This is a genomic window from Limnothrix sp. FACHB-406 (assembly GCF_014698235.1).
Taxonomy (GTDB): Bacteria; Cyanobacteriota; Cyanobacteriia; order CACIAM-69d; family CACIAM-69d; genus CACIAM-69d.
The window spans coordinates 25,562-39,229 of the sequence record NZ_JACJSP010000007.1; the positions used below are offsets into that span (position 1 = coordinate 25,562).

12 protein-coding genes are annotated in these 13,668 nt (G+C 56.6%); 3 read left to right on the top strand and 9 right to left on the bottom strand.

Annotation, left to right across the window (positions count from 1 at the left end; translation table 11 throughout):
* Window positions 1-13 precede the first annotated feature (13 nt).
* Window positions 14-1,129 carry a universal stress protein gene (locus H6G53_RS08890; RefSeq protein ID WP_099532953.1) on the top strand — a complete coding sequence of 372 codons (1,116 nt, stop codon included), beginning with the start codon at window positions 14-16 and terminating at the stop codon, window positions 1,127-1,129.
* A 103-nt stretch (window positions 1,130-1,232) separates the two neighbouring features.
* Here H6G53_RS08890 and H6G53_RS08895 read toward each other — a convergent pair whose 3' ends face one another.
* Window positions 1,233-1,853 carry a nuclear transport factor 2 family protein gene (locus tag H6G53_RS08895; RefSeq protein ID WP_190532152.1) on the bottom strand — a complete coding sequence of 207 codons (621 nt, stop codon included), beginning with the start codon at window positions 1,851-1,853 and terminating at the stop codon, window positions 1,233-1,235.
* Window positions 1,854-2,026: 173 nt separating this feature from the next.
* On the opposite strand from H6G53_RS08895, the gene H6G53_RS08900 reads away from it, so the two are divergent.
* Window positions 2,027-3,214, top strand: coding sequence for a tol-pal system YbgF family protein (locus H6G53_RS08900; protein WP_190532155.1), 1,188 nt, complete (start codon window positions 2,027-2,029; stop codon window positions 3,212-3,214).
* Here H6G53_RS08900 and H6G53_RS08905 read toward each other — a convergent pair.
* The 7 genes from H6G53_RS08905 to H6G53_RS08935 form a co-directional block, all read right to left on the bottom strand.
* Complete coding sequence (locus H6G53_RS08905; RefSeq protein WP_099534323.1) at window positions 3,195-3,716, bottom strand: bifunctional nuclease family protein; 522 nt, start codon at window positions 3,714-3,716, stop codon at window positions 3,195-3,197. The two genes, H6G53_RS08900 and H6G53_RS08905, sit on opposite strands and share 20 nt — an antisense overlap.
* A 206-nt stretch (window positions 3,717-3,922) precedes the next feature.
* Entirely contained in the window at window positions 3,923-4,258 is a 336-nt protein-coding gene (locus H6G53_RS08910; RefSeq protein WP_099534326.1) for a ribulose bisphosphate carboxylase small subunit, read from the bottom strand.
* A gap of 94 nt (window positions 4,259-4,352) precedes the next feature.
* Complete coding sequence (locus H6G53_RS08915; RefSeq protein ID WP_099534322.1) at window positions 4,353-4,760, bottom strand: chaperonin family protein RbcX; 408 nt, start codon at window positions 4,758-4,760, stop codon at window positions 4,353-4,355.
* Window positions 4,761-4,894: 134 nt separating this feature from the next.
* The gene (locus tag H6G53_RS08920; RefSeq protein ID WP_099534321.1) at window positions 4,895-6,319 is read right to left on the bottom strand and encodes a form I ribulose bisphosphate carboxylase large subunit; all 1,425 of its coding nucleotides are present in this window, start codon (window positions 6,317-6,319) and stop codon (window positions 4,895-4,897) included.
* Window positions 6,320-6,845: 526 nt separating this feature from the next.
* Entirely contained in the window at window positions 6,846-9,200 is a 2,355-nt protein-coding gene (locus tag H6G53_RS08925; RefSeq protein ID WP_190354565.1) for a CHAT domain-containing protein, read from the bottom strand.
* Between the two features lie 621 nt (window positions 9,201-9,821).
* Window positions 9,822-10,046 (bottom strand): sulfur carrier protein ThiS, encoded by a 225-nt coding sequence (gene thiS / locus H6G53_RS08930; protein WP_190354566.1) that lies wholly within the window; start codon window positions 10,044-10,046, stop codon window positions 9,822-9,824.
* Between the two features lie 162 nt (window positions 10,047-10,208).
* The gene (locus H6G53_RS08935; protein ID WP_199309195.1) at window positions 10,209-11,258 is read right to left on the bottom strand and encodes a thiamine phosphate synthase; all 1,050 of its coding nucleotides are present in this window, start codon (window positions 11,256-11,258) and stop codon (window positions 10,209-10,211) included.
* A 331-nt stretch (window positions 11,259-11,589) separates the two neighbouring features.
* Between H6G53_RS08935 and H6G53_RS08940 the strand changes: the two genes are divergently transcribed.
* Entirely contained in the window at window positions 11,590-12,009 is a 420-nt protein-coding gene (locus H6G53_RS08940; RefSeq protein ID WP_099534318.1) for a CAAD domain-containing protein, read from the top strand.
* 191 nt (window positions 12,010-12,200) lie between these two features.
* On the opposite strand, the gene H6G53_RS08945 is transcribed toward H6G53_RS08940, so the two are convergent.
* Window positions 12,201-13,514 (bottom strand): ABC transporter substrate-binding protein, encoded by a 1,314-nt coding sequence (locus H6G53_RS08945; protein ID WP_190354567.1) that lies wholly within the window; start codon window positions 13,512-13,514, stop codon window positions 12,201-12,203.
* Window positions 13,515-13,668: the final 154 nt, after the last annotated feature.

Below are 13,668 nucleotides of genomic sequence, written 5' to 3' on the forward strand. Positions count from 1 at the left end.
GGGCGATCGGCTCATGCATATTCCCAAACGCGGTAAACATAAAGTCTTTATCGGCATGGCTCCCGGTGTTGGCAAAACTTACCGCATGTTGGAAGAAGGCCAGCAATTAAAAGCAGAGGGCGTGGATGTGGTGATTGGGTTATTGGAAACCCATGGCCGCAAAGAAACCGCCGACAAAGCGATCGGATTGGAGGTGGTTCCCCCCGCCCAAATTGCTTATCAAAATCGATTGCTGCCGGAAATGGATGTGGCCGCCATTTGCGATCGCCAGCCCCAGTTGGTGTTAATTGATGAGCTGGCCCATACGAATGTGCCCACGAGCGATCGCCCCAAACGCTATCAAGATGTGGAGCTGATTTTGGCGGCGGGAATTGATGTGTTTTCCACGCTGAATATTCAGCATTTAGAAAGCCTCAATGATCTCGTGACTCAAATTACCGGTGTGGTGATTCGAGAGCGCGTGCCCGATCGAATTCTTGAGGAAGCGAATGAGGTGGTGGTGATTGATGTCACCCCTGAAACCTTAGAAGAACGCCTACAGGATGGGAAGGTTTATGCCCTGGATAAAATTCCCCAAGCGTTGACCAATTTCTTTCAACGTCGCCACCTGATTGCTCTGCGAGAACTGGCCTTGCGGGAAGTGGCCGACAATGTTGAAGAACAGGCGATTGACCAAGATCCCAGCACTCCATTTTGTAACATTCACGAGCGCGTATTGGTCTGTGTTTCGACCTATGAAGGATCGATGCGCCTATTACGACGGGCAGCGCGTTTGGCGAGCTATATGAATGCGCCCTTGTATGGCTTATTTGTTTGTCCGCCCGATCGGTTTTTAAGCAAAAGCGAAGCGCTCCAAATTGAGGGCTGTCAGCGACTTTGTGAGGAGTTTGGGGGGGAGTTTTTACAAGTTCAAGCCTCCAACATTCCCCAGGCGATCGCCAAAGTGGCCCGAGATTATCGAATTACACAAATTGTGCTGGGCGAAACCCGTCGATCGCGGTGGCAATTATTGCTGCGCGGCTCTTTAACCTACCGATTGATGAATCTCCTAACGGAGCAGTCAGTGGATTTGCACATCATGAGTCATGACAGCCGCGCCCCACGCTCTCAGAATTCTGCTGAGTCTTGATCAATATTTTCCAAGGAGTTTCCGGTTTTCAGCGCGGGAATTTTCGGGAATTTTTAGGTAATTTTCCCGGTCACGAATTTCCCACAGGGTCGCTAGGTTGGAATTAATTTTTGGGAAAGCTACGACTCGTTTCCTCAGAAATATCTTCGGTAATCAGAATTTCTTGATCAATGACGCGAAACACCAACCGCTGATTCGCCACACTGTTCAGGGGCTGATCGCGAGCCAGCGCTGACTGAAACAGGGTGCAGGTCACCACCGCTTGGGAGCGATCGGGCGAAATCTCAATCACCAAATCTTCGTAGCGAACGGCGGTCATGCGCATTTGGGGATAGGCTAGCTCCAGCAAATCTCGAATTTGTTGGCGACCGTCAAGCCGAATCATTTGAGATCCTCCGGCGAGGTTCACCGTTGCCCGAATTGCCGCATTAGGTGCATAGAAGCTGACGATCGCCTCAATATCTTGGTTTTTGATGGCGGCCAGCAGCCCTTCCAAGCGCGATCGAACCTGATTTTCGGTCAATTCCACGGGTGAACGCATCCGGGGTGGCGTTCGGGGTGGCATTCGGGGTGGCATTGGGGGGCGCTCCGGTTGGGTCTCGGCCCGGTGGGGCTGAGTGAGGGCGGCGGCCGGCGACTGCGGGCAAACCATGGCTCCGGTTCCGATCGCGCCAATTACAGCGCCGAGGATCGCCACTCGCAACCGCCGCCATACCTGTGCCATGCTTGGATCCATCATCACAATTCCTTCCCCTTGAATCGTTGTTAGCGTCTAGTTTGGGATCTAGATTTTTGGGATCTAGGTTTTTGGGATCTAGATTTTTGGGTTTGGTTGAATTGAGTTGAGTTTAGTTCCCCCATCCCTTGCTGCAACGGCCATCGTAGGTTCGATCGCCCATGAGTCGTCCTCCCGAAATCGATCGCGTGATCGAAGCCTTTAAAAACAAGGACTATCGCACCGCCGCCCGGTTGCTGAATCCACTGCTCACCAGCCACCCACGCGATCCTTGGGTGCAACTCTATGCGGCGCGGCTCCATGAGCTGGCGGGGCGGCCGACGGTGGCGGAACCCATTTATCGAGAGCTGCTAAAAAACACAACCAACCCCAATCCCAAGATTTTGGCCCAAGCTCGCCAGGGGTTGCAGCGCTTAGAAACGGCCGATCGCACCCAACGCCAAGCCGCCATTACCCAAGCCCGAGCCGCCGCCAGCCAAGCTACCCATCAAGGCACGAACCAGGGCGATCGACTCCCAAAACCAGCCCACGGCATTTTAATTTTGGAGCCGATCGCCTCGGACGATCGCCCGGAAGCGGCGAAACAATTTGCCCGCATTTTTGACTTAGATCCCTACACCGCCCGGATGCAGTTGCCCAGCCGCGATTGGCGACTCTATCGCACCGGCCTCTTGGGAGAACTGCAAGTCTATGCGGAAGCCCTCCAATCGCACCAAATTCCCTGCTTTTGTGTGGATGAAAAAGCGGTACAAGCCGTCAAAACTTTCACCATCAAGCATTTTCAATCCGTTGATCCAGACCCGATCGTGATTTGCGAAAACGATCGACACCAGTTGGGAACCTTGGCTTTTCGGTGGGCAGAGGTGAGCCAGCGCGTGTTAGGAGCCGTGCCCGTGGTGGAATCGGTGATTGATTTGAATGCACGCGGCCAAATTGTGCGCCGAGATCAAACCCAAGATTGGGTTCCTCTTGTGGATTTGCATTTACCCGATCGGGGCTGCATTTTGCGCCTTTGTGAAAGTGCCTATCAGTTCGATCGGGGTGTGGCCTTTGCACCCATGGGATTTTCGCCCAACTCCTTTGTGCAGGAATTGGATGACGGTCGCCCCACCCGGCGCACCCAATGGAACGCCCTCGTGACCTTTGTGGCTCAACAAACCCCGATCGCCCGGGTGTTTGATCGGTTCACCGGTTTTGCGGAAACAGCCTTGGATTACCGAGAATTGCTCGATCGGCTCAATCCCCAAATCCCTGTTCCTCGCCGCAACGCCCAGCCCATGCGCGAAGATGCCGCCTTCGCCCTTTACAGCCGCGTCAGCTTCTGTCGTCCTAACTCTCCGATTCGCTAGTCGGCTCGCCCTGGAAACGATTGCCCCGCTCCGAGAAGTCCTCCGGGCGTAAATTGGCAAGAAAGTCCCGAAAAGCGGCTTGCTCGGCCTCGTCCGCGTCCCGATCGACCGGCACCGAAGCATCGGCAATCACCTCCTCCATCACCCAAATGGGGCTATCGGTGCGCAGGGCCAGGGCGATCGCGTCGCTTGGACGCGCATCAATATCCTTTTGCACATCCCCTTGCCGTACACAGAGCACCGCATAGAACGTGCCATCTTGCAGCGAATGGACAATCACCTTCTCCAGGGTCATTTCCCAAGCCTGGAGCAGATTCGCCATCAAATCATGGGTGAGCGGGCGTGGCGGTGGCCGATCCTCCATGGCACTGATGATCGCCTTGGCTTGATCCGGCCCAATGTAGATCGGGAGGGCACGCCGATCGGCCGTATCTCGAAGCAACACGATCGGCGTGCGGCTCGCCGCATCCAATGCAATTCCCGCAACCTTCATTTCCACCATAGACCCAGCATCCGTAGCATCCGTGAGCGATTGACCGGTATTCGCCTTCAAGCCTGTTCTCAGTATGCCCTGCCAATCGGCGGGATTACGGAAAAAACCCGCAGAAAAACAAACAGGGGCGAGTCAACCTCACCCCTGTTGCTGATTCAAAATGACCACTTTAGCCGCTAACGATCTCGATCGCGCTAGCTAGCTCCCACCGCGACTTAGTAGCGGCTCAGGTTAGGACGGTGCACAATGAAGCCCACCGATTGGCACTGCTTGATGTTGTCGAAGCCCACAACACGGATGTAGCAGTTGCCATATTCCGAGCGGCAAGCTTGCACTTCGGTCAACACTTCTTGCACCGAACGCGCGTTGAACAGAGGCAACTTCCACATCGTCCAGTAGTACACCTCGGGATCCGAGTTCTCGTTGAACTCAACACCGGGGATGTAGCCCTGGTCGATCATGTACTGGATTTGCTTGGCGATCTGTTGGTCGCTGAGGGGAGGCAGATACGAGAAGGTCTCAAAACGACGCTCTTTGGGCAGAGTCTTCATGCCAGTTGTCTCCAAACGGGGCGAAGAGAAAAAACTTCAACGAATGCAATTCGAATGCGATTCACTCATCCCGTGGCTAATTCCAGGAGTGGAATTAATCATCGATCGAGTGGTCACCCGATCGCCGCTCCGATTCCAGGAGTCGATCGGGTTCCTCAGCCAAAACCAGTTGTGTTAGCCGTTCGAGGTGCTGGCGACGGAGATGGCCATTGGACTTTTGAACCCCTTCACGCACCATCTCCGGCAAATAGTCAGTCACATCACTGACCAACTCATCACGCACCGTCATCAGACGAAAGGCCAAATCCGGATCAACAGTCAGCAGGGATTGCAAATAGGCTTCCCCATCTTGCAAGTTGCTCTCCGCCGAAAACCGATGCAGCCAAACCGCCTTGGGGGGATTAGTTTCATGTAGTTGCGCGAGGACAGTCCGCATTGCCTGGTAGGTCAAATAGCTTTGCAGCGTTTTGGCCGTATCCTTGGCAATTTGCTTGAGATCCATACGCAGCCTCCGCGATCGCCCAACGTTCTCACGATGCTAGACGATCGCAGCTTCAGAAACCGCTACCGGCTGACCGATTTCCATCGGTGCGCAGCTTCCCCCTCGATCGGCCAATCAACCGGCTCGCCGCATCATCAGACGGTATCAACCGCCTCGAACTCGAACTTGATTTCCTTCCACAGTTCCAGGGCCACAGCCAGGTCAGGAGACCAACGAGCAGCCTCACGCAGGATGTCGCCGCCTTCACGCAGCAGGTTGCGGCCTTCGTTACGGGCTTGGACGCAAGCTTCCAGAGCCACGCGGTTGGCCGTTGCACCCGGAGCATTACCCCAGGGGTGACCCAGCGTACCACCGCCGAATTGCAGCACCGCGTCATCGCCGAAGATGTCAACCAGTGCGGGCATGTGCCAAACGTGGATACCACCCGAAGCCACGGCCATCACGCCCGGCATCGAAGCCCAGTCTTGGGTGAAGTAGATCCCACGGCTGCGGTCTTGCTCGATGTAGTTTTCGCGCAGCAAGTCCACAAAGCCCAGGGTCACGGCTTGGTCGCCTTCCAGCTTACCGACCACCGTACCGGTGTGGATGTGGTCACCACCGGACATCCGCAAGCACTTCGACAGCACGCGGAAGTGGATCCCGTGGTTCTTTTGACGGTCGATTACCGCGTGCATAGCGCGGTGGATGTGCAGCAGCACGCCGTTGTTACGGCACCAGTGCGACAGGGTGGTGTTGGCGGTGAAGCCAGCCGTCAAGAAGTCATGCATGATGATGGGCATTTCGAGTTCTTTGGCGTACTCGGCCCGCTTCAGCATTTCTTCGCAGGTGGCAGCGGTCACGTTCAGGTAGTGACCCTTGATTTCGCCGGTTTCCGCTTGCGCCTTGTGAATGGCATCAGCCACAAACAAGAAGCGATCGCGCCAACGTTGGAAGGGCTGCGAGTTGATGTTTTCGTCGTCTTTGGTGAAGTCCAGACCGCCGCGCAGACATTCGTACACTGCACGACCGTAGTTCTTCGCCGACAGACCCAGTTTGGGTTTGATGGTGCAACCCAGCAGGGGACGACCGTACTTGTTGATCCGATCGCGCTCTACTTGGATCCCGTGCGGGGGGCCTTGGAAGGTCTTCAGGTAAGCGACGGGAATCCGCAAGTCTTCCAGACGCAGCGCTTTCAGGGCCTTAAAGCCGAAAACGTTACCCACCAGCGAGGTCAGCAGGTTGGTAACGGAGCCTTCTTCGAACAGATCCAGGGGATAGGCGATGTAGGCAATGTATTGGTTGTCTTCACCGGGAACCGGCTCTAGATCGTAGCAACGACCCTTGTAGCGATCGAGGTCGGTCAGCAGGTCAGTCCACACAGTGGTCCAAGTCCCAGTCGAGGACTCAGCGGCCACGGCTGCCCCAGCTTCTTCCGGGGGAACGCCCGGTTGCGGGGTCATGCGGAACGCAGCCAAAATATCAGTATCTTTCGGCGTGTAGTCCGGCGTGTAATAGGTCAGCTTGTAGTCTTTTACGCCAGCGTCGTAGCCAGCTTTTGATTGCGTCTGTGCGTAAGCCATAACGTCCCTTCCTAAGAACTGCTTCGTCGATCGAGGGTCGGCGAAAGTGGTGGGCGATTGAGAGATCAACAGCGTCTTCACAGCAGAATCTTGCGAAGCCCCTTAGATCTTGGAGCTTCGCAAACCGAGGAATGCGAACCGCATTATGCAAATTGCATTATTTTCGATGAATCGGCGCTTAGACGAGCGATCAAGCAGCTAGAAATCCGAGAGAAGCAGTTTCTTCAAAGGTGACGGTCGAGACGATACCGCCAACGGGCTGCACTCTCGCGAAGTTGTAGCCGAATTGCCCAAAAAAAATATATCAGGAAAGGTATAGCTAGAACTTTGCAAATACTTTGGGATCTTATGAATTTTCGTAATTAACGTTACGGTTCGTAGCAAAGGCGATCGAGCATTGGGATCGAGAAAACGGGGCAAAGGGGCACAGCGCAAGCCAACGGAGCCAAACTCTGGCCAACAAAGGGGAGATCTGGTCCCGGTTTTGGGGTCGCTCGATCGGGGCAAATGGCAAGATTTCAAAAGATTACGATCGGCTGAGTAGTTGCTGCCATTGACTGAGGGCCAACTCTGTCCAGAGCCAATTTTGCGCCAAAACGGGGGGCTGAAACTGGCTGCCAGCATTGGCTTGTACCTGATCACGGTAGCGAATGGCCTGTTGCAGGGCTGCGGAGTCGTTGTTTTGTTGGGCCCGGGCCTGGGCCACCAGTGCGAGTCCGGCTTGGGCGGTGAGGGCCAGGTTATCGCTGAGGATGGCTCCGTCAGCCGTTTGGGAGAGGTTCAGGGATTCGGCAAAGGCTTGCTCAGCCCGATCGAGGGTTTGGGTCTGAAAATGCGCAAACCCTAAGGCCAGGTGATAGCGCGGATCATTGGGGTTTTGTTGAATGGCCAGCTCCCAAAACCGCTGGGCATCGTTGAAGCTGTAGTCCGGTTGCTGTTGGCGTGCCAGTTGCCAGGTCACCCGCCCGCGCAAGAAGAGGGTTTCGGCGGTGTCTTGGCTGTTGGGGAGGGTTTGCAGCACGTCCCGAGCAATGGCGGCGGCGTTGCGGTTGGGGGCCAGCAGGGCTTCGATCGCCTGAACAGCGGTGGGGAGTTGCTTTTGGCGCAAGGCTTGCAGGGCGATCGCCTGCACTGTTTCCGTGTCGGTGTTGTTCCAGTCGTTTGGCGGATTCAGGGATTGGGCGATCGGGGCGGTGGGTTGGGGCGTTGGCTGCGATTGGGTTCCCGATCGGGCCCCCGTCCACCACAACCCGCCCGCCCCCAACAGCACGGCCAAGGCTCCGGCCACTAACCAAGATTGGGGCACTGTGACGGCCTTGGCAGCCCCCGATCGGGCAGCGTTGTCCGCGTCGGCGGATCCCAGGTCAAACCGAGGGTGCGATCGATCCGCCGATGGAGCCGCAGGGGATGAGGCCGCAGCGGATGAGGAGGCCGCAGAAAATAAATGCCCCTGACCCTCTTGGCCCTTTTGATGATTGGAGCCACCCTGGCTCGCTGCCGGGTGATCACCCCTTGAGGCATCTGAGGGCGATCGCGCCACCAGTTCCTCCAGATTCACCGCCATGGTTTGGTCAGCCCACTGATCATCCGCTAGCTGCTCATCCGCCAGACCCTTGAGGGGCATTGGGGGCCGCAACCCCGACTCATCGGGCGATCGGGGCGTGGTGGGCAGTGGCTCACCGTTGGGAATTAAGGGCGATCGCCCCGGCAGCGAGATGGGTACACCCGCCGCAAATAGCAGCCCGTCAAAATCGGGATGCAAATACAAAATGGGCAAGGCCCAATAGAACTGCGCCGAACCATAGGTGGAAACCAACCCCTGACGCATTCGACTGGTAGCTAAATCTAGGGAATAGTCTGGACGCAGGTTGCGATAAAACAACTGCATCAGAGTAATCGCCACATCGTCGGGAATTTGCTCCGACATGGCCAGCACCCCCGGCACACCGCGCCGCATTAGGGCCGCCGCCAACGTGTCCGCATCGGTTTCCGGCGCATCCGATCGATAAACCGGCGAGTCGCTGCCCCGACAAGAATTCAAAAAAGCCAGCCACACGCCGTTATTCACCAACAGCCCCGCCAGGTCGTTGCCCGCCAAGGGTTCCGCCAGGCCCGTGCGCCGATTCACCAAGTGCAAACTGCCCCCATCGGGGCCCGGGTCACTGTGGCCGGCGTAGTGAAAAACATGGTATTGCCCCTGTTCGAGGGCGTGGGTGAGTTGTTCCCGATCGGGCTGATCCAGCACATCAATTTCCATGTGGGCGGTGGTTTGTTGCAGCTCTTGGCGCAACCGCCCCACTTCTTGCTCCACGGCCAAGGCCGCTTGGTCGTCGGGAGCCGCCAGGGCCACCAAAATTCGCAATGAGTCTGAACGGCGCAGGGTCAACCGCCGCGCATCAAAGCTACCGGAGCGGCCAAACTGAGATCGATAGCGAGAAAAGGTGATGTCCGTGCCCGTGGTCAACAGTCGCCCATCGCCATAGAGCGCTTCCCAGGGCAATTGCAGCAATCGATCGCCCCGCAGTCCCAACCGCAAATGCAGTGCCGCATCTTGGCTATCGGCCACGCTTTGGGCAGAAATCCATCGATCGCGAATGGAGCCTTGAAATAGAGCGCTGTATAGCTGTTCTCCCAAGGCCACCAGACTGGCCAGGCGCTCATCGGTTGCTGGCTCCGTGCGAAACAGATCCCACAGAGGATCCGCCATCAACCGTTCCGCCTGCACCAACCATTCCCCGATCGGCCAAATGGCTTGCTCCTCTGCCAACATCACTCCCTTAGGCGCTCGCTCCGTGCGAATCAACACCCGATCGTCCCCACCCAACGGCGTAATCGACAGGTGAAATTCCAAGACGGCTTTGGCGATCACGGAAGTCGGCATAGGACAAGGGCGCTACAGCGGGCGAACAATCAGACAGCCAAAAATCAGACAGCCATAGGGTGGCAATGGAAAAAAGCGAACAAAAGGAAAGCGAACAAGCGGAAAGTAAATAAGAACAATCAAAAACCAAACTAGCTAAAATTTTTTTCGTCAGCTTCTCCGGATCAACCGTATGGTTCTGCGAAGGGAAAAGACAGGTAGATGCACCCTGACGATATCTCAGCTCTCCGCCTTCGGGTGGGGAGCTTTTTTTTGCGATCGCGCCCCATCGCACGATCGGTTTAGGTGATCGGTGAGCAATCAGGTAGGTGATCACTGGACGATCAGTAGCGATCGGTGAGCAATCAACCTGATGGGCAATCAACCTGATGGGCAATCAACCTAAATCGACCTAAACCGAGCTGAATCGTTATTGCCCTAGATCCCAATTGCCTGAATTGCAATTTCCCGAGTCGCAATCCTTCAAAATCATCCGCTTCAAAATCATCCGCCTTTGATGGTTTGGGTATCGGTGGGTAATCCATCCCGATCAGGCCCGATCGGGCAATTCCGACGACTCCATCTCCAGATTGTCGGCCCGCCTACCTGACAGACAAGGGGGCTAAACCCCTAGCCCCACCCTTAGCCGCCACCCACGATCGTGACAATCTCCAGCCGATCGCCCCCCTGTAGCGTGGTGCGCTCCCAGAACTGCCGATGCAAGATTTCACCGTTATATTCCACAGCCACCAAGCGCGGATTTAGTCCCAATTGTGTCAAAAAATCCGGGAGCTGCGTGCCAGGAGCACAGTGGCGGGCTTCGCCATTCACCTGCAAGGCAATGGTTGAACTGGATAGCTCACTCATGAAGGATCCTCCAAAACGGCTCAAAAACGGCTCAAAGGGTCTGGATATGTGGAAAGTTTGCTGCAATTGGGGCAACAGTCCCGGAGATCGGGTTGTGCCCCCGTCCTGCCCAAAGGACTCAAGGGCTTGGAGTTAAAAGGCGCGAAGTTAAAGGACGCGAAGTTATCGGGCGTAAAGTTGGGACAGTAAATATTGAGTGACTTGTTTGGGTTGCTCTGCGGCCATCAGGGCCCGCACCACGGCCACCCGTTGCGCACCGGCTTCCAAAACGGCCGGCAAGTTTTGGGCATCAATGCCCCCGATCGCAAACCAGGGAACCGGCGACTTTTCCGCCGCAAAGGCCACATACTCCAACCCAGCGGCCGCCTTGCCCGCTTTGGTGGGGGTTTCATAGACGGGGCCCACACCGATGTAATCAGCACCACCTCGCAGGGCCCGCTCCATTTCAGTCGGGTTGGTGGTGGAGCAGCCAATGAGATATTCGGGCCCCAAAATCTGCCGGGCCGCTTCCAGGGGAAAATCCTGCTGACCCAGGTGAACCCCATCGGCCCCGACGGCGATCGCCACATCAACCCGATCGTTCACCAAAAACAGCGCCCCGTAGTGATGGCACAAGTCGCAAAGTCGTTGGGCATTGGCCAAGCGCCGCCCATCGTCCTCGTTTTTGTCGCGATATTGCACGAGGGACAGCCCCCCCTTGAGGGCCTCTTCCACCACCTCAAAGAGGTATTCATGGGGTGAGGTGACCAAATAAAGCCGGGCGGCTGCCAATTGTTGGTGGCGGTTCCGTCCCTGCAAACGGCTCTCTAGGCTGTAAGTTTGGTAGCGCAGTTGCTTGCAAGCTTGGGATAGCTCGGGGGATAGCAGCTTGCCATATTCCTCGATCGAGCGGAGGGCTTCCTGCACTCGGCACAGATTGGCCTGCAAAACGGCCTGAATGCTCGATCGGGTCTCTTCGTTACTGTGGGTCAGGGTTGTGCCGGGATCAGCGGGGGTGTTGCGGGCCGATCGCATTTCATCGCTGTGCCATTGGGCCAACTCGTGGCGCATGGCTTTGCACTGCTCGGTGAGTTCGGCACTTTCTAGGCCAAACCGACACCATTCCTCCACAATCCGCAGGCCTTCCCGGGCCCGATCGAGGTTGGCATCCAAAATTCGCAAAACGGCCGATCGGGTTGATCGGGATTGAGAAGCCAGTCCCCGTTGTTCCATTGGTTCACTCATGGTTTCGCCCTGCTCAACAAAACTTCCATCTACCGATATTCATCGGCCGTGCTAGCTTGGTTAGACTTTCGGCAGGCCCCTCGCCGGGCGATCGTCCCAGGATTGCAGTTCTGAAGAGTCTAGGGTATTTTCCTAGCTAAACCACGATCGCTCGATCGGGAATGCCCCTCGCTCCAGCCCAACCCACCACACACCGGACTGACTGCGTAAACCGTGAGCTGTCCCCCCAAAACAACTGTTCCCATCGGATGTTTTGATCGGACAGTCCCCCTTTGCGGCAGCAGTCTACTATCGAAACGCTGTATATCGGTCGTGAACAATGGAACCCGAACTGCAAAAATCTGACTATGCCGACGCTGGCTCCGTAAGTGCCGAAAAAGGCGGTTCGCTAGCCCCGGCCAGTAGCGAAGAAGCAAGCAACGCTGAGTTTCAGCAAATCCTTGACCAAGTTTCTGACTTTTTGGCCAAACTGCCGGAATACATCGGCAAGTTCTATGGCGAATACCGTCAGCCCGTAGTCACCGTCGCTCTGATTGTTTTCGCGCTGATTTCAGTGAAGATCCTGTTGGCCCTGTTGGGTGCAATCAACGAGATCCCGCTGCTGTCGCCCACGTTCGAGCTGATTGGGGCCACCTACACCGGTTGGTTCATTTATCGCTACCTGCTGCGGGCCGAAAACCGTCAGGAACTCTCCAGCAAGATTGCAACCCTGAAGGGTCAGGTGTTGGGTCAAAAGTAGTTTCCTGGTTGGCTATGGAGATTGGGCAATCTCAGGCCGCGCCAGTTCCTATCGCTCGATCGCCCCTTGCCACGGGTGAGGTGTTTGATCGCAAACCGGTGCGGTATCGATCGCAACCCCAATTTTCGACCAAGACCGATGAAAGGGACAGCCCTGTGTGGTGCTGTCCCTTTTGATATTTGGGAATCTACCTAGCTGGGGGCTAAACGATTCCACTCGATCGCCGCATCCCGCAGGGCTTGATCAACGCTTTTTTCGTCTAGCAACGCGCCTTGGATGTTTTCATACAAAATTTGCTGAAGATCCTTCAGGTTTTTAATTGGGGGCAGCAACACGCGGGCGCTGGTCAGTTGGTCGGCGGCAATTTTGCGGGCTTGGTCGATCGCGCTGGAGTTACCTTGGCGTGTGGCCTGGGCCAGGCTAGCCCGCAAGCTGGCCAGAGCGCCTTGGGTGGAGGGCAACACGTTGGCAGCCTGGGCAAAGCTGAGTTGGTGGCGATCGTCCGTTAAAAACAGGGCAAAATCGACGGCCGCTTCGGCTCGGGGGGATTTTTTGGGAATGGTGAGATTCATCACGGCCACACTGCGCACCCCGGAGGAACCGACCACTTGGGGAGCCGCCGCCGACAGGGCCGCGATCGAGGGGGCATTGGTGGCGATCGCATTCAAAAATTCAGGACTGGAACCAACCAGGGCCGATTCTCCCGCCTGATATAGCTCAATGCCGCGACGGTGGCCTTGGGTGAGGGCTTCCGGGGGTAACCAGCCCCGCCGAAACAGGTTAACCCAGTAGTTCACGGCGGCTCGCCCGGCGGCCGACTCAAAGGCGGCCCGCCCCCGATCGTCCACCAAGGTCACCCCCATTTGCACCAAAGCTTCCAGCACCTCAGCCGAATCATTGGGAGCAAAGGTGATGAAAAAGCCGTATTTGCCAGTTTTTTCGCGCACCCGTTGGGCCAACTCCGCCAAGTCTTCGTAGGTGGCGGGTGGCCGATCGATCCCGGCCCGTTCCAGGAGCGATCGGTTATAAATCGTCACCTTGGTGGTCAAATACCAAGGCACGCCAAAGGGTTCGCCCCCGATCGCGTTCGCTTGCCAGATATTGGGCAAGTAGCGCCTTTGAACGGCCGCAGGCACCCGATCGCCCAAGGTCAGCCAAGCCCCGCGTGCCGCCAGCCGAGAGGCAAAGCTGGGGTTCAAATTCACCACATCCGGAGCCTGGCGGGCCGCCACCGCCGTCAGAATTTTGCTTTCCATGGCGGCCCAGGGCACATCGAGCCAATTCACCCGCAGGCCCGATCGAGCCGATTCAAACTCCCCGATCGCCCGCTGAAAATAGTCCGTGAATTTGGGCTGGAGCTGCATCGTCCAAAATTGCAGCGCCGATGATGAATTCGATCGGCCACAGGCCGCCAGCCCGATCGCCGTGCCGCCAGCCAACTGCAAGAACGATCGACGGCTCCACCCTCCGTGCTGCCCTCTCCGCTGCATCTTGGCCATCCCCATGGTGCTCTCTCCGAATTTACACGGAATTTTGCGGCGATTTCCCGATCGCCGTCAATCGTGAAAACCTACGGCCAGCAAGATTTCTTTACCCTCGGGTATGGCGATCTTAAACGAAATTGGATACCATGCGTCGTAGTCCATGGTAGTGCTGAAA